A 15322-nucleotide genomic window follows, 5' to 3' on the forward strand; every position below is an offset into this window, starting at 1 on the left:
GACTCACGGGACGGTGTGCCCCGCGGCGGTGAAGATGCGGTACCACTCCTCGCGCGACAGCTCGACGTCCGAGCCGGCCGCCGAGTCGCGCACGCGCTGCGGGTTCGTCGTGCCGAGGACGACCTGGAAGTGCGCGGGGTGCCGGGTGATCCAGGCGACCGCGATGCCGGTCGGGGTGACCCCGTGCGCGGCGGCGATCTCCTCGAGGACGTCGTCGAGGTCGGCGTACTGCTCGCGGTCGCCGAGGAAGACGCCGTCGAAGAACCCCTTCTGGAACGGCGACCAGGCCTGCAGCGTGATGTCGTTGATCCGCGAGTAGTTGAGGATGTCGTTGTCGCGGGAGATCGACTGGTCGAGGCCACCCATGTTCGCCGTGAGGCCCTGCGAGATGACGTTGGCGTGCGTGATGCTCAGCTGCACCTGGTTGAAGGCGAGCGGCTGGCGGACGTGCTTCTTGAGCAGGTCGACCTGGCCAGGGGTGTGGTTCGAGACGCCGAAGTGGTGCACCTTGCCGGCGGCGTGCAGCTCGTCGAAGGCCTTCGCGACCTCTTCCGGCTCCACCAGGGCGTCGGGGCGGTGCAGGAGCAGGATGTCGATGTACTCGGTCTGCAGCGCGGTGAGCGATTCCTCGACCGACTCGAGGATGTGCTCGTACGAGAAGTCGAAGTACGCGCCGTTCGGGGTCGGACGGATGCCGACCTTGGTCTGCAGCACGATCTCGGCGCGCTCCGCCGGCGACAGCGTCACGGCGGCACCGAACCGCTCCTCGCAACCGTGCCACTCGCCGTACACCGCGGCGTGGTCGAACATGTTCACGCCCGCGTCCCGCGAGGCGCTGTAGAGCGCGCGGATGTCCTCGTCGCTCATGTCGTTGATCCGCATCAGGCCGACGACGACGTCGGATGCGGTGAGGTCCGTCTGTGGCAACTCCAGTGTCTTCACACCATCGATCCTGCCAGCCGGTCCCCGGCGCAGGCAGGCCCTGCCAGTACCTCAGGCGCGTTCGGGCAGCAGGACGGCGAGCACTCCGGAGCCGTCCGTCCACGTACCGGTCAGCTTCTCGCCCTCGGGCAGGGCGGTGCCGACGACCCGAGCGATGACGATCGTGCCGTGGTCGGTCGCGATCGACGTCACCGCGCCCGTCGTGGTCGCGTGCACCGAGGTGACATCGGGGGAGTCGGGTTCGGAGCCGCTGCCGCTGGCCCAGGCGTCCTTCGGCCGCCGTCCGGCATCGTTCGCGAGTTCGAGCTCCGCTTCGTGCCCGCCGGTGACGATCGCCCGGCGCAGGACGTCGGCGTGGACGGGATCGCCCACGGCGTCGTACACCCAGCGTCGCCCGAGCACGGAGTGGTCCATCTCGGTGACCAGGAACGCGTCGGCGCCGGGCAGCGGTGCATCCCGGTAGGTCAGTGGCGCCTGCAGGACCCGGCCGTCCTCGGTGCGGGCGAGCAGCACTTCGACGCCGACCTCGCCGGCGGGGTCGTCGAACCGGAACTGCCCGACGACCTGCAGCGGCGCTCCCGCGACGACGCCGCTCCACGCCTGGTCGGGCAGCCAAGCGGCGAGCGCTTCGGCCTTGGAGGGGCGGAGCGTTGCCTGCTCGATGACTGCCATGTCCCGACCGTACTGCTGCGCAGCACCCTGCCGTCGGCGCACCTCGAGGTCAGTGGACGGAGAACCCGCCGTCGACCGCGATCGACTGCCCGGTGACGTACGCCGAACCGGGGCCGGCGAGGAACACGGCAGCGGCGGCGAAGTCCGACGCGAGTCCGTTCCGGCCGACCAGCGTCCGCGCCGCGAGCGCTGACACCGCGGCCGGGTCGGAGCCGAGCCGCTCGTTGAGCGGGGTGCGCACGAAACCGGGGATGAGGACGTTGGAGGTGACCCCCTGCGCGGACCAGGCCTCCGCTTGGGACCGGGCCAGTGCCTCCAGGCCGGCCTTGGAGACCCCGTACGCGCCACTCGCGGCGAACGGACGGTGCGCCTGCTGCGAGCTGATGCTGATGATCCGGCCGCGGCCACGCGCTGCCATGCCGGGCGCGAGCCGCTGGCCGAGCACGAAGGGTGCGTCGAGGTTCACGGCCATCGTGGCGTCCCAGGTGTCCTCGTCGAGGTCGGCCATCGGCGGCCGGAGGTTGATCCCCGCGGAGTTCACGAGGACGTCGACGTCGCCCGCCGCGTCGGCGAGGGCGTGTGCCCCGGCACGCGAGGACAGGTCCGCGACGATGCCGTCGGCCGATCCTCCAGCGGCGCGGACGTCGTCGACCGTCGAGTCGATGGTTGACCGTGTCCGAGCAGCGACGAGCACGTGCGCACCCGCGTCGGCGAGTGCGGTGGCGATGGCGCGTCCGATGCCGGAACTGCCTCCTGTCACGAGGGCGGTGCGTCCGTCGAGACCGAAGAGCTGCTGCAGCGACATCCGTCCAGGCTAGCGAGGCCCCGTACGCTGGGCCGGTGCGTGACGACCTGCTGCCGATGCTCGCCTGCCCCGTGTGCGCCGAGCCCCTCGGTCGGGTCGACGGCGGCCAGGTCGGCTGTGCGACCGGGCACCGGTTCGACGAGGCAAAGCAGGGCCACCTGACGCTCCTGCCGGCGAAGCGTCGGTCGCTCACCGCGGACACCCCGGAGATGGTCGACGCCCGGCTGCGGTTCCTGGGACGGGGCCACTACGCGCCCGTCGAGCGGGCGCTCGCCGACGCCGTCGCCGAGGCGACGGCCCCTGGAATCGTGCTCGACGTCGGGTCCGGTCCGGGGACGTACCTGGCGCATGCGCTGGACGCAGCGCACGTTCCGGACGGTGCGGACGGGAGGCTCGGGGTTGCGCTGGACCTGTCGGCGATCGCGATCCGACGGGCGGCCCGCGTCCACGAACGTGCCGGAGCCGTCGTCGGGGACGTGACCGAGCGCCTCCCGGTCGTCGACGACGCTGCCGCCGTCGTCCTCGACGTCTTCGCACCGCGCAACCAGACCGAGTACGCCCGCGTCCTGCACCCCGACGGCGTGCTGGTCGTCGTGACCCCGCGCACCGGCCACCTGGCAGAGCTGGCCGAGGCGACGATCTCCGTCGACCCGGAGAAGGAGCGGCGGCTGCACGACTCGCTCACGCCGTCGTTCGTCCTGCGGTCCTCCGAGGACCTGACCTGGACGATGGACCTCTCCGCCGAGGACGTCCACGACGTCGTGCACATGGGGCCGAGCCACCACCACGTCGCACCGGACGCGGTGTTCGCCCCGGCGACGGTGACGGCCGCAGTCACCGTGTCGACGTGGACGCCGACGCGCTGACCGCGGCCACGGGGAACTACAGCTAGCGGTCGGCCGGAGCGACGTCGAGCTGCCAGACCACGCCGAACCGGTCGCGGAGCTGCCCGGCGAGCGGCGCCCAGGCCGAGGGAGCGAGGGGCTGCCGGATCTCGGCGCCGTCGGACAGCACGGCCCAGTACCGCTCGATCTCAGCGGTGTCGTCGCCGTGCACGAACACGTAGAACGCGTTCGATCCCTGGTCGTAGGGCTGCCCGGGCCAGACGTCGAAGGCCATGACCCGGAACCCGGCGTCGGTGGAGACCTGGCCGAAGACGATGCGGTCGGCCCAGGCCTGGTCGTCCAGGGCGCCCATCTGGCCGTAAGTGGCGGCGGTGACCTCGCCGCCGAAGACCGATGCGTAGAAGTCGAGGGCCTCGCGGGCGTTTCCGTCGAAGTTGAGGTGGGGTGTCGTTTCGATGCTCATGGAATGAGGATGACCGGCAATGCGGTCAGATCATGTCCGCTTCTCCGACGAGAATGATCGACATGGCCGGACCTTCTTCGCGCATGCTCGCGCTGCTGTCGCTGTTGCAGGTGCACCGCGACTGGCCAGGCGACGAGCTCGCCGGACGCCTCGAGGTCAGCCCCCGCACGGTCCGCCGCGATGTCGACCGGCTCCGCGAGCTCGGGTACCGGGTCGAGGCACTGCGCGGTCCCGCCGGTGGGTACCGGCTCGCAGCGGGCTCGGACCTTCCGCCGCTGCTGTTCGACGACGACCAGGCCGTGGCGATCGCGCTGTCGCTCGCCGTCGCCCCCGCCTCGGGCGCGGACATCGCCGAGTCGGCTGCCCGAGCACTGGCGACGGTCCGGCAGGTCATGCCCGCGCGGCTCCGGTCGCGCATCGACGCGGTGCAGGCGGTCACGACGTCCGGGCGGACCCGCACCGACCCGGACGTGCTCGTCGCGGTGAGCGAGGCCGTCCACCTGCGCGAGGTGTTCCGCTTCGGCTACGGCGAGGACGAGACCCCGCACCGGGTGGAAGCGCACGCCGTCGTCGCGCGGAACGGCCGCTGGTACCTGCTCGACTGGGACCTCGACCGCGACGACTGGCGCACCCATCGCATCGACCGGATCACCCCGCGGATGCGTACGCGGGTGCCGTTCACCCCACGGCCCGTACCCGGTGGCGACCCCGTGGCCTTCGTGTCGGCGCGCTTCAAGGGATCGTCGCAGGCCGACGTGTGGCCGTGCGTCGGCTCGGTCACCGTGACGGCCGCCGAGGCCCGGACGATCACGCCCTACCTGCCCGAGGACGCCGTCGTCGAACCCCTGTCCGACGAGCGGAGTCGGGTGACGCTCGGCTCGTGGTCCTGGCCGGGGCTCGCCGGAGCGTTCGCGGGGTTCGCGGTCGACTTCGTCGTCGAGGGTCCCGAGGACCTCGCCTGCTCGGTCCATGCGCTGTCCGCACGACTCAGCGCCTCGACCGCGGACTGAAGACGGACCCGTTCGGGCCTCAGACCGACGTGTCGACGAGCGCGCTGCCCGGGCCGAACACCATCACGATCGGTGCCAGCAGGACGACCACGGCGCAGCAGACGGCGAGCGCCGCGCGCTTCCGCCCGCGCCCGCGCGACCACCCCACCAGTGCGAGGACGAGCGCTGCGATCGCGGCCAGCCACGGCACGAACGCCAGCGGCACGGCCCAGAACCACAGCAGGAGCTGCCGCTGCTCACCGAAGAGCCACAGCGGCCCGAAGACGACCGCCCACAGCGCACCGATCGACACCACGGCCGTGGTGAGCAGGCTCCCGGCCACGGCGGACGCCCTCGTTCCGGGGCGGGTCGGGGGAGCAGGGATCACCATGCTCCGATCGTAGGACGGCGAGCGCGCGTTAGCGGGGCGCATGCGTCCGCCAGCGCGGCGTGAGGAAACCGTTAGGAGCGGCCAGGAGGCCCGGCGCAGGATCCAGCATCGGTCTCGGCACCACACGTGGTGCCGTCCGCGTCGCCCGACGCGGACACCGCAGAACTTCTGGAGTCCCTCGTGTTCGACGTGTTCGTCGTCGCCGGTGTCCTCGCCGTGTTCGGCGTGGTGGCACTGATCGCCAAGGGGGTGGAACGGCTGTGATCGGCATCACCATCGCGGCCGCCGTCCTCGGCATCGCCGCAGTCGTGTACCTCGTCTGGGCGCTCGTGCGTCCGGAGCGGTTCTAGTGGGCACCGTGGGCGCGTCGGGCGCCGCGGATGTCTGGGCGGGGATCGTCCAGGTCGCCACGCTCGTCCTGCTGCTCGTCGTCGCCTACCGGCCGCTCGGCGACTGGATGGCGCGGGTCTTCACGCCCGTCCGGCACAACCGGGTCGAGCGCGGGGTCTACCGGCTGATCGGGGTCGACCCGGACGCCGAGCAGTCGTGGCCCGTGTACCTGCGCGGCGTGCTGCTCTTCAGCGTCGTCGGGCTCCTGCTCGTCTACCTGCTGCAGCGCATCCAGGTCGTGCTGCCCGGCGACCTCGGGCTCCCTGCCGTCGGCCCGTCGCTCGCGTTCAACACCGCGGCGTCGTTCGTCGCGAACACGAACTGGCAGTCTTACTCGCCCGAGGTCACCGTCGGGTACAGCGTGCAGATGGCCGGCCTCGCGGTGCAGAACTTCCTGTCCGCAGCCGTCGGGCTCGCCGTCGCCGTGGCGCTGGTCCGTGGGTTCGCCCGCCGTAAGTCCGGCACGCTCGGCAACGTGTGGGTGGACGTCGTCCGCGGTGTCGGTCGGCTGCTGCTGCCCGGTGCGTTCGTCTTCGCGATCGTGCTCGTCGCCGGCGGCGTCGTCCAGTCGTGGGGGAGCGGCACCGACGTCACCACGCTGGTCGGTGGCACGCAGCACCTGCCGGACGGGTTCGTGGCATCGCAGGAGGCGATCAAGGAACTCGGCACGAACGGCGGTGGCTACTTCAACGCGAACTCGGCGCACCCGTTCGAGAACCCGCAGGCGTGGACGAACCTGGTCGAGGTCTTCCTGATGCTCGTCATCCCGTTCTCGCTCCCGCGCACGTTCGGGCGGCTGGTCGGCGACGATCGCCAGGGGTACGCGATCCTCGCCGTGATGGGCGCGATCTTCCTCGTGTCGCTGTCGGTGATGTCGATCGCCGAGCTCGGCGGCGGCGGTGTCGCCACACACGCTGCCGGGGCCGCGATGGAGGGCAAGGAGAGCCGCTTCGGCATCCTCGGTTCGACGCTCTTCTCGACTGCGACCACCTCGACGTCCACCGGTGCCGTCAACGCGATGCACGACAGCTACACCCCGATCGGCGGGATGATGGCGCTCGTCAACATGATGCTCGGCGAGGTCACCCCCGGCGGCGTCGGATCCGGCCTGTACGGCATGCTCGTGCTCGCCGTCATCACGGTGTTCATCGGCGGCCTGCTCGTCGGTCGCACCCCGGAGTACCTCGGCAAGAAGATCCGCGCCAAGGAGATGACCTTCGCGGCGCTGTACATCCTCGTCACGCCGACGCTCGTGCTCCTGGCCACCGGGCTCTCGCTCGTGATCCCCGGGGTCCGGGAACAGGTGCTCGGGACGTCGATCTTCAACCCGGGCAACCACGGTCTGACCGAGCTGCTCTACGCCTTCACCTCGGGCGCGAACAACAACGGGTCGGCCTTCGGCGGGCTCACCGCGAACACGACGTGGATGAACTCCGCGCTCGGTGTCGTGATGCTACTCGGCCGCTTCGTCCCGATGGTGTTCGTCCTGGCGCTCGCCGGATCCCTCGCCGCCCAGGACCGCGTGCCCGAGACGGCCGGCACCCTGCCCACCCACCGCCCGCTGTTCATCGGGCTGCTCGGCGGCGTCGCCGTCATCGTCACCGCACTCACCTACTTCCCGGTGCTCGCACTGGGACCGCTCGCAGAAGGACTGTCATGACCTCCGTGACCTCCGAGCACGAGGCGACCACCGCCCCGGAGCCGGCCACCCGCTCGTCCGCATTCGGACCCCGCCAACTGGTGGCGGGCCTCCCGGGAGCCCTGCGGAAACTCGATCCGCGACTGATGTGGCGGAACCCCGTCATGTTCATCGTCGAGGTCGGCGCCGCGCTGACGACGGTCGCCGCTGTCGTCGAGCCGTCCGCCTTCACCATCGCCATCGCGGTGTGGCTCTGGCTCACCGTCGTCTTCGCGAACCTGGCGGAGTCGGTCGCCGAGGGCCGTGGGAAAGCGCAGGCCGACACCCTGCGGAAGACCCGCTCGACCACGAGCGCCCGACGGGTGCTCGGCTACGACCCGGCCGACGCGGCCGCGACTGGCAACGCGACCGAGGAGGTCGCGTCGGTCGACTTGGCCAAGGGTGACGTGGTGGTCGTCGTCGCCGGCGAGGTGATCCCGGGTGACGGTGACGTCATCGACGGCATCGCGTCCGTCGACGAGTCGGCCGTCACGGGGGAGTCCGCACCGGTCATCCGCGAGTCCGGCGGCGACCGCAGTGCCGTCACCGGCGGCACCCGGGTGCTGTCCGACCGGATCATCGTGCGCATCACCTCGACCCCTGGTGAGACCTTCATCGACCGGATGATCCGCCTCGTCGAGGGTGCAGCCCGGCAGAAGACGCCCAACGAGATCGCGCTGAACATCCTGCTCGCCTCGCTGTCGATCGTCTTCGTGATCGTCTGCCTGACGATGCAGCCCATCGCGGGGCTCGTCGGTGCCACGGTCAGCGTCCCCGTCCTGATCGCCCTGCTCGTCTGCCTCATCCCGACCACCATCGGCGCCCTGCTCTCCGCGATCGGCATCGCCGGCATGGACCGGCTCGTGCAGCACAACGTGCTCGCGATGTCGGGCCGCGCGGTCGAGGCCGCCGGCGACATCACCACCCTGCTGCTCGACAAGACCGGCACGATCACGTACGGCAACCGTCGGGCGTCCCGCGTGGTGCCGGTGCCGGGCGTGAGCGAGGCTTCGCTGATGGCGGCAGCAGCCCTGTCGAGCGCGGCGGACTCGACGCCCGAAGGCCGCTCGATCGTGTCGCTCGCTGCCGACGCCGGGGTGACGCCGGCACTGCCGGACGGTGCCGTCGAGGTGCCGTTCACGGCGCAGACGCGCATGTCCGGTCTGGACCTGCCGGACGGGTCGCAGATCCGAAAGGGTGCCGCTGCGGCCGTACTGGCCTGGGCAGACACCCCCGACGCCGGTTTGGTTGCCGCGATCGACTCCACCGTCGCGGAGATCTCCGACCAGGGCGGCACCCCACTGGTCGTCGGCCGCCGCTCCTCGGACGGCGCGGTCGCCCTGCTCGGCGTCGTGCACCTGAAGGACGTCGTCAAGGACGGCATGGCGGCCCGGTTCGCCGAGCTCCGGTCGATGGGCATCCGCACGGTGATGATCACCGGTGACAACCCCCGCACCGCGGCCGCGATCGCGCACGAGGCCGGCGTCGACGACTTCCTGGCCGAGGCCACCCCGGAGGACAAGCTCGCGTACATCAAGCGCGAGCAGGAGGGCGGCAACCTCGTCGCGATGACCGGGGACGGCACCAACGACGCCCCGGCCCTGGCGCAGGCGGACGTCGGCGTCGCGATGAACACCGGCACGACGGCGGCGAAGGAGGCGGGCAACATGGTCGACCTCGACTCCGACCCGACCAAGCTGATCGACGTCGTCCGGATCGGCAAGCAGCTGCTCATCACCCGCGGCGCCCTGACCACCTTCTCCATCGCCAACGACGTCGCGAAGTACTTCGCGATCATCCCGGCGATGTTCCAGGCGGCGTTCCCCGGGCTCGCAGCGCTCAACGTCATGGGACTCCACAGCCCGTCGTCCGCGATCCTGTCGGCGGTCATCTTCAACGCGCTCGTCATCGTGGCGCTCATCCCGCTGTCCCTGCGTGGCGTCAAGTACCGCGCGGCCGCAGCGTCGTCGATCCTCGGCCGGAACCTGCTCGTCTACGGGCTCGGCGGCGTGATCGTCCCCTTCATCGGCATCAAACTGATCGACCTCGTGGTCGGTCTCATCCCGGGGTTCTAGTCATGGCATCTGCACGTTCCACCGTCCGATCCGCTGGTGTGGCCATCCGCCTCACCCTGCTCGCCACCGTCGTGCTCGGCGTCGGCTACCCGCTCGCCGTCTGGGGTGTCGGCCAGGGGGTGTTCCACGACCAGGCCAACGGCTCGGAGGTCACCGATTCGTCGGGCGCCGTCGTGGGGTCCTCGCTCATCGGGCAGTCGTTCTCCGGCAAGCAGGCTGATCGCTGGTTCCAGTCGCGGCCCTCCGCAGCTGGCGAGGACGGCTACGACGCCGGGGCCTCGTCCGGCTCGAACCTCGGGCCGAACAACCCGGACCTGCTGAAGGCCGTCGAGGAGCGGCAGCAGGCGGTCGCGAAGGCCGACGGTGTGTCCGTGTCCGAGGTGCCGGCCGACGCCGTGACGGCCTCGGGCTCGGGTCTCGACCCGGACATCAGCCCGGCGTACGCGGCGCAGCAGGTGGCGCGTGTGGCTGCGGCGCGGGGGCTGTCCGAGGACAGCGTGCGTGCACTGGTGGTGCAGCACACCGAGTCGCGCCAGCTCGGGTTCCTCGGCGAACCCGTCGTGAACGTGCTGGCCCTGAACCTCGCGCTGGCGAAGGCGTCCTCGTGATCGATCGCGCCCCGCGGTGGTCATCGCGCCCCGACTCACCGGGGCGCGATGACCACACAGGGGCGCGATCCCGCCCTGCGCCCGGCTTCGCACCCGCTGCGGAACTCGACGCGAGAGGATGAGCACGTGAAGCGCGGCAAGCTACGGGTCCTGCTCGGTGCCGCACCGGGCGTCGGCAAGACGTTCACCATGCTCGAGGAGGGCCGCCGGCTGCTCGACGAGGGCCGGGACGTCGTCGTCGCCGTGGTCGAGACGCACGAACGGGCCGCCACCGCCGCGCTCGTCGACGGTCTCGAGGTCGTGCCGCGCCGCACCGTGGACCACCGCGGCGTCGAGCTCGACGACCTGGACCTCGCCGCGGTGCTCCGGCGAGCGCCCGAGGTCGCCCTCGTCGACGAACTCGCGCACACGAACGCTCCCGGCAGTCCGAACGAGAAGCGCTGGCAGGACGTCGAAGCGCTGCGGGCCGCCGGCATCGACGTCATCTCGACGGTCAACGTGCAGCACATGCAGTCCCTCGGTGACGTGGTCCGCGAGATCACGGGCACCGTGCAGCGGGAGACCGTCCCCGACGCCGTGGTGCGCGCGGCCGACCAGATCGAGGTCGTCGACCTCGCGCCGGCTGCCCTGCGCGAGCGGCTCTCCGACGGACTCGTGTACCCGGCTGCCCGGATCGATGCGGCCCTGTCGAACTACTTCCGGCTCGGGAACCTGACGGCGCTGCGCGAGATCGCGCTGCTCTGGCTGGCGGACGAGGTCGACGACGCGCTCAAGGCCTACCGCGCCGAGCACGGCATCGAGCACCGGTGGGAGACCCGGGAGCGCGTGCTGGTCGCCCTGACCGGCGGCCCCGAGGGCGAGACCCTCCTGCGCCGCGGTGCCCGCATCGCTGCCCGCAGTGCCGGGGGCGAACTCGCGGCCGTGCACGTGACGACGAACGACGGCCTGCGCGAGCGCCACCCGGGGGCGCTCGGTGCCCAACGCACCCTGCTCGAACAGCTCGGTGGGACGTACCACCAGGTGGTCGGCGACGACGTGCCGTCGACCCTCGTGCGGTTCGCGCGGTCGATCGACGCGACCCAGATCGTCATCGGCGTCAGCCGTCGCAGTCGGCTCGCCGCGGCCCTGACCGGCCCGGGCATCGGCAACACGGTGATCCGTGAGTCGGGCGACATCGACGTGCACGTCGTCACGCACGAGCGCGCCGGTGGTGGCTTCGCCCTGCCGAAGCTCGGCGGCAGTCTGTCCCGCGGACGGGTCCTCGCCGCGTTCGTGCTCTCGGTCCTGGTCGGGCCCCTGCTCACCTGGGTCCTGTCGATCGGCAGCGACCCCGACGCCATCACCGTGGACGTCCTGGCGTACCAGTTGCTGGTGCTCGTCGTGGCGCTCGTCGGCGGGATGTGTCCGGCGGTGTTCACGGCGGTGCTGTCCGGACTGAGCCTCGACTTCTTCTTCGTCCAACCCCTGCACATGGTCACGGTGCAGCAGCCGTGGCACCTCTTCGCCCTGGTCATGTACGTCATCAGTGCCGTACTCGTCAGCTTCGTGGTCGACCGGTCCGCCAGACGTTCGCGTGCTGCCCGTCGCGCCGCGGCGGAGTCGGGTCTGCTGATGGGGATCGCCGGCAGCGTCCTCCGCGGCGACGACGCCCTGCAGGCCCTGCTCGACCGCACCCGCGAGGCCTTCGGGTTCGCCGGCGTCCGGATCCGGCAGGGGAACGAGGAACCGGCCACGTCGGGGACGTTCGGCGAATCGCCGGACGCGTCCACGAGCCTCCCGTCCGGTGCCGTGCTCGAGTTCGCTGGCGCTCCGGACGACCCGACCCAGCGCCGGTTGCTGCGCGTCGTCGAGCAGCAGCTCGACGCCGCGGTCGAACACCGCTCGTTGACGCGCACCGCGCTGGACGCAGAGCGGATCGCGGCGGCGGACCGCGTCCGCAGCGCGATCCTCGCGGCCGTCGGCCACGACGTGCGGCGGCCGATCGCGGCCGCCTCGGCCGCCGTCCAGTCGTTGCGTGCGTTGGACGTCGACCTGTCCAGGGCCGACCGGGAGGCACTGCTCGCGACCGCCGACGAGAGCCTCGGTCAGCTAGCGGTGCTGTTGGCAGACCTGCTGGACGTCAGTCGTGTGCAGGCGGGTGTGCTCGCGGTCGCGTCCGGGCCGCTGGCCCTCGACACGGTGGTCGCACCGGCGCTCGACGAGCTCGAGCTCGGGCCCGACGACGTCGACCTCGACCTGCCGGCGGACCTGCCGCCGGTGCTCGCCGACCCCGTCCTGCTGCAGCGGGTCGTCGTGAACCTGCTCGCGAACGCCGTCCGCTACGCACCCGACGGCACCCGCGTGCGCGTCGCGGCGAGCGCCTTCGGAGGCGGGGTCGAGCTCCGGATCGCCGACCACGGTCCGGGTATCCCGTCGGACCGGGTCGACGAGGTCTTCCAGCCGTTCCAACGGCTCGGCGACACCGACAACGAGACGGGCCTCGGGCTCGGTCTCGCACTCGCGCGGGGCTTCACCGAGGGCATGGGCGGCACGATCGAGGTCGATGACACCCCGGGTGGTGGGCTCACCGTCGTGGTGCGGCTGCCGATCGCCGGGCACGTGGGAGTGGAGCTCCGGTGAAGGTCCTGATCGCGGACGACGACGCGCAACTCGTCCGAGCGCTCTCCGTCACGCTCGCCGCCCGCGGGTACGAGGTCGTGACGGCGAAGGACGGGCGCGCGGCGATCGACGCCGTCATCACCGAACGGCCCGACCTGGTGCTGCTCGACCTGGGCATGCCCCGGCTCGACGGCATCGGGGTGCTCGAGGGCATCCGGGGGTGGTCGCAGGTGCCGGTGCTCGTGCTGTCCGGACGGACCGACTCGTCCGACAAGGTCGACGCACTCGACGCCGGCGCGGACGACTACGTGACGAAGCCGTTCCAGATGGACGAGCTGCTGGCGCGGTTGCGGGCCCTCGGACGACGCCGTGCCCCGGCCGGCGTCGACAGCGCGCCGACGATCCGGATCGGCGACCTCGTCGTGGACCTCGTCGCGAAGCAGGTCACCCCGGCCAGCGGTCCCGCGATCCGGCTGACCCCGACGGAGTGGCGCCTGCTCGAGGTGCTCGTCACGAACCCCGACCGGCTGATGACCCGCGAGATGCTCCTGACCGAGGTGTGGGGGCCGTCGCACGGCAACGACTCGGGGTACCTGCGGCTGTACATGGCGCAGCTGCGGCGGAAGCTCGAGCCCGACTCGGCGACCCCGCGGTACCTGGTGACCGAGTCCGGCATGGGCTACCGCTTCAGCCCCTCCGGGGTCACGCCCGGGAACTGAAGGCGGCGAGCTCGGCACGGGTGCGGGCGCCGTGCTTCCGGAGCAGGTTCGCCACGTGGTACTTCACCGTGTTGACGCTGATGCCCAGGCCCTCGGCGATCTCGCGGTTGCCGACGCCCGTCGCGAGCAGCCGCAGCACGTCGCGCTCCCGCGGGGTGAGGTCGTCGTCCGCGACCGACTCCACCTCGGTCGGCGACGGGTCGAGGGGCAGCGAGATGTCGAGGACCGAGCCCCAGTCCGGCGTGCTCGACACCTGGACGCGGCCGTCGAGGGTGACGACCCGTTCTGCGATCGGCCGCATGGCGTCGTCGTGCACGTCGAGGGTGCCGGAGCCGTCGTCGCGGAGCTGCATGAGCAGGTTCCGGCCGTCGCAGTCCCACTGGATGCGGACCCGCTTGGCCGCACCACCGTCGACCAGGGCGAGCACGGCGGTCCGGACGATGGCGCGGGCCGCGTGGGCGACGTCGCCCGGCAGTGCGCGGCCGGTGGTCGGCGGCTCGACGAACTGCACGTCGAGGTCGCCGAACCGGACGAGCGGGCGCAGGTCGGCTCGGAGGCGCGAGAACGCCCCGGTGACCGGCTCCAGCAGGGTGCTGCGCTGGTGGTCGGTCTCGGTGCGCAGGTCGACGAGTGCTGCCGACGCGATCTCGACGGCCTCGGCCCGCGCGGCGGCGTCCGACACCCGTGGTGACCGGAGCACGGCGAGCACGGACTCGAGGGTGAGCGCCTGACGGTCCGCCTGCTCGGCGACGGTCCGGGCGTGCTCCGAGGCGGCGAGCCGACTGGCGGGCTCGCCACGGGCCTCCCTGTCGGGTGCGATGGCGTCCATGGGAGCCGAACCTACCTGTCCCACCCGTGCGGACGGGGCCACCCGATCGGGTGGGACGCCTGCCGACGCGGGTAGCGGTGCGGCGGGCCGCGCGACGGCATGCTCGTGGACATGGCAGAACCCACCGTCCCCGCAGCGTTCGACGTGATCGTGCGCGAGGTCACCGACCTCGCCGCGAACGTCGACGACGCGTCGGCCGAGCGCGCCCTCGACCTGATCGACCGCTCCCACCGTGTCTTCGTGCACGGTGCCGGCCGTTCCGGACTCGCGCTGCGCATGACCGCGATGCGGCTCATGCACCTCGGTCGCGACGTCCACGTCGTCGGCGAGGTCACCACGCCCGCGATCCGGCCCGGGGACGTGCTCCTCGTCGCGAGCGGTTCCGGCACGACCACCGGCATCGTGCAGGCCGCCCGCACCGCGCACGACGTCGGCGCGTCCGTCGTCGCCCTGTCGACCACCGACGACTCCCCGTTGTCCGAGGTCGCGGACGTCACCCTCGTGCTGCCGGCAGCGACGAAGACCGACCGCTCCGGCACGGCCTCGGCGCAGTACGCCGGCAGCCTCTTCGAGCAGGCCGTCGCCCTGGTCGGCGACGCCCTGTTCCACACGCTCTGGTCCCGCGGCGGGCAGTCCGCCGACGACCTCTGGCCCCGACACGCAAACCTCGAATGAAAGGCATCCACATGCAGCTCCAGTTCGCCATGGACACCCTGACCACCGAAGCCGCCCTCGAACTCGCCGCCGCGGCCGCGCCGCACGTCGACGTCCTCGAGCTCGGCACGCCCCTGATCAAGAGCGCCGGCCTGTCCGCCGTCACCGCGATCAAGGAAGCCCACCCGGACAAGATCGTGTTCGCGGACCTCAAGACGATGGACGCCGGTGAGCTCGAGGCCGACATCGCCTTCTCGGCCGGTGCCGACCTGGTCACCGTCCTCGGTGTCGCCGGCGACTCGACGATCGTCGGCGCCGTCAAGGCCGCGAAGAAGCACGGCAAGGGCATCGTCGTCGACCTGATCGGCGTCTCCGACAAGGCCGCCCGTGCCCGCGAGGTCGTTGCGCTCGGCGCCGAGTTCGTCGAGGTGCACGCCGGGCTCGACGAGCAGGCGGAAGAGGGCTTCACGTTCTCGACACTGCTCGACGCCGGCAAGGAGTCGGGTGTGCCGTTCTCGATCGCCGGCGGCGTGAACGCGTCCTCCGTCGCCTCGGTGCAGGAGGCCGGTGCCCGGATCGCCGTCGCCGGCAGCGCGATCTACAGCGCGTCGGACGTCGGCGCAGCAGCCGCGGAGATCCGCGCCGCGATCACGGCGTAGCGCCC

17 protein-coding genes are annotated in these 15322 nt (G+C 71.6%); 11 read left to right on the forward strand and 6 right to left on the reverse strand.

Going from position 1 to position 15322, the window contains the following annotated elements:
- Positions 1-3: 3 nt before the first annotated feature.
- Genes EDF31_RS08880 through EDF31_RS08890 form a run of 3 tightly spaced genes read right to left on the reverse strand, consistent with a single transcriptional unit; the run spans position 4 to position 2419 of the window.
- Positions 4-942 carry an aldo/keto reductase gene (locus EDF31_RS08880; protein WP_131845896.1) on the reverse strand — a complete coding sequence of 313 codons (939 nt, stop codon included), beginning with the start codon at positions 940-942 and terminating at the stop codon, positions 4-6.
- A 51-nt stretch (positions 943-993) separates the two neighbouring features.
- Entirely contained in the window at positions 994-1614 is a 621-nt protein-coding gene (locus EDF31_RS08885) for a hypothetical protein (protein WP_131845897.1), read from the reverse strand.
- Between the two features lie 49 nt (positions 1615-1663).
- Positions 1664-2419, reverse strand: a complete 756-nt coding sequence (locus tag EDF31_RS08890) for an SDR family oxidoreductase (protein ID WP_131845898.1) — start codon at positions 2417-2419, stop codon at positions 1664-1666.
- Between the two features lie 35 nt (positions 2420-2454).
- On the opposite strand from EDF31_RS08890, the gene EDF31_RS08895 reads away from it, so the two are divergent.
- On the forward strand, positions 2455-3285 hold the full coding sequence (locus EDF31_RS08895; protein ID WP_131845899.1) for a putative RNA methyltransferase: 831 nt from the start codon (positions 2455-2457) through the stop codon (positions 3283-3285).
- 22 nt (positions 3286-3307) lie between these two features.
- Here the strand turns inward: EDF31_RS08895 and EDF31_RS08900 are convergent, their stop codons facing one another.
- On the reverse strand, positions 3308-3727 hold the full coding sequence (locus EDF31_RS08900; protein ID WP_131845900.1) for a VOC family protein: 420 nt from the start codon (positions 3725-3727) through the stop codon (positions 3308-3310).
- Positions 3728-3789: 62 nt separating this feature from the next.
- Here EDF31_RS08900 and EDF31_RS08905 point away from each other — a divergent pair, with 62 nt between their 5' ends.
- Positions 3790-4737, forward strand: a complete 948-nt coding sequence (locus EDF31_RS08905) for a WYL domain-containing protein (RefSeq protein WP_131845901.1) — start codon at positions 3790-3792, stop codon at positions 4735-4737.
- Between the two features lie 19 nt (positions 4738-4756).
- On the opposite strand, the gene EDF31_RS08910 is transcribed toward EDF31_RS08905, so the two are convergent.
- Positions 4757-5107 carry a hypothetical protein gene (locus EDF31_RS08910; RefSeq protein WP_131845902.1) on the reverse strand — a complete coding sequence of 117 codons (351 nt, stop codon included), beginning with the start codon at positions 5105-5107 and terminating at the stop codon, positions 4757-4759.
- 126 nt (positions 5108-5233) lie between these two features.
- Here EDF31_RS08910 and EDF31_RS19940 point away from each other — a divergent pair, with 126 nt between their 5' ends.
- From EDF31_RS19940 to EDF31_RS08940, 7 genes are all read left to right on the forward strand, one after another.
- On the forward strand, positions 5234-5371 hold the full coding sequence (locus tag EDF31_RS19940) for a hypothetical protein (RefSeq protein WP_165901375.1): 138 nt from the start codon (positions 5234-5236) through the stop codon (positions 5369-5371).
- Positions 5368-5457 carry a potassium-transporting ATPase subunit F gene (locus EDF31_RS08915; RefSeq protein WP_017887940.1) on the forward strand — a complete coding sequence of 30 codons (90 nt, stop codon included), beginning with the start codon at positions 5368-5370 and terminating at the stop codon, positions 5455-5457. Before EDF31_RS19940 ends, EDF31_RS08915 begins: the two co-directional genes overlap by 4 nt.
- Positions 5458-5465: 8 nt before the next feature.
- Positions 5466-7157 carry a potassium-transporting ATPase subunit KdpA gene (gene kdpA, locus EDF31_RS08920; RefSeq protein WP_131845903.1) on the forward strand — a complete coding sequence of 564 codons (1692 nt, stop codon included), beginning with the start codon at positions 5466-5468 and terminating at the stop codon, positions 7155-7157.
- Positions 7154-9250 (forward strand): potassium-transporting ATPase subunit KdpB, encoded by a 2097-nt coding sequence (gene kdpB, locus EDF31_RS08925; protein WP_131845904.1) that lies wholly within the window; start codon positions 7154-7156, stop codon positions 9248-9250. The genes kdpA and kdpB overlap by 4 nt, the downstream gene beginning before the upstream one ends.
- A gap of 2 nt (positions 9251-9252) precedes the next feature.
- Positions 9253-9858 carry a potassium-transporting ATPase subunit KdpC gene (gene kdpC, locus EDF31_RS08930; RefSeq protein WP_131845905.1) on the forward strand — a complete coding sequence of 202 codons (606 nt, stop codon included), beginning with the start codon at positions 9253-9255 and terminating at the stop codon, positions 9856-9858.
- Between the two features lie 126 nt (positions 9859-9984).
- Positions 9985-12477, forward strand: coding sequence for an ATP-binding protein (locus EDF31_RS08935; protein ID WP_131845906.1), 2493 nt, complete (start codon positions 9985-9987; stop codon positions 12475-12477).
- A complete protein-coding gene (locus EDF31_RS08940) occupies positions 12474-13175 on the forward strand; it encodes a response regulator transcription factor (RefSeq protein WP_123937009.1) in 702 nt (233 codons plus the stop codon). Before EDF31_RS08935 ends, EDF31_RS08940 begins: the two co-directional genes overlap by 4 nt.
- Here the strand turns inward: EDF31_RS08940 and EDF31_RS08945 are convergent.
- Positions 13159-14004 (reverse strand): LuxR C-terminal-related transcriptional regulator, encoded by an 846-nt coding sequence (locus EDF31_RS08945; RefSeq protein WP_131845907.1) that lies wholly within the window; start codon positions 14002-14004, stop codon positions 13159-13161. The two genes, EDF31_RS08940 and EDF31_RS08945, sit on opposite strands and share 17 nt — an antisense overlap.
- 111 nt (positions 14005-14115) lie before the next feature.
- On the opposite strand from EDF31_RS08945, the gene hxlB reads away from it, so the two are divergent.
- Positions 14116-14679: a 6-phospho-3-hexuloisomerase gene (hxlB, locus tag EDF31_RS08950; protein ID WP_123339553.1), complete on the forward strand. Its 564-nt coding sequence runs from the start codon at positions 14116-14118 to the stop codon at positions 14677-14679.
- Positions 14680-14690: 11 nt separating this feature from the next.
- Positions 14691-15317, forward strand: a complete 627-nt coding sequence (hxlA, locus tag EDF31_RS08955) for a 3-hexulose-6-phosphate synthase (RefSeq protein ID WP_111083537.1) — start codon at positions 14691-14693, stop codon at positions 15315-15317.
- Positions 15318-15322: the final 5 nt, after the last annotated feature.

This window comes from Curtobacterium sp. PhB142, assembly GCF_004341255.1.
Classification (GTDB): Bacteria; Actinomycetota; Actinomycetes; order Actinomycetales; family Microbacteriaceae; genus Curtobacterium.

Bases quoted from the DNA above. Each gene is read 5' to 3' on its own strand.
- EDF31_RS08885 (WP_131845897.1), bottom strand. From the start codon at position 1,614: ATGGCAGTCATCGAGCAGGCAACGCTCCGCCCCTCCAAGGCCGAAGCG.
- EDF31_RS08890 (WP_131845898.1), bottom strand. From the start codon at position 2,419: ATGTCGCTGCAGCAGCTCTTCGGTCTCGACGGACGCACCGCCCTCGTG.
- EDF31_RS08900 (WP_131845900.1), bottom strand. From the start codon at position 3,727: ATGAGCATCGAAACGACACCCCACCTCAACTTCGACGGAAACGCCCGC.
- EDF31_RS08905 (WP_131845901.1), top strand. From the start codon at position 3,790: ATGGCCGGACCTTCTTCGCGCATGCTCGCGCTGCTGTCGCTGTTGCAG.
- EDF31_RS08910 (WP_131845902.1), bottom strand. From the start codon at position 5,107: ATGGTGATCCCTGCTCCCCCGACCCGCCCCGGAACGAGGGCGTCCGCC.
- kdpB (WP_131845904.1), top strand. From the start codon at position 7,154: ATGACCTCCGTGACCTCCGAGCACGAGGCGACCACCGCCCCGGAGCCG.
- kdpC (WP_131845905.1), top strand. From the start codon at position 9,253: ATGGCATCTGCACGTTCCACCGTCCGATCCGCTGGTGTGGCCATCCGC.
- EDF31_RS08945 (WP_131845907.1), bottom strand. From the start codon at position 14,004: ATGGACGCCATCGCACCCGACAGGGAGGCCCGTGGCGAGCCCGCCAGT.
- hxlB (WP_123339553.1), top strand. From the start codon at position 14,116: ATGGCAGAACCCACCGTCCCCGCAGCGTTCGACGTGATCGTGCGCGAG.
- hxlA (WP_111083537.1), top strand. From the start codon at position 14,691: ATGCAGCTCCAGTTCGCCATGGACACCCTGACCACCGAAGCCGCCCTC.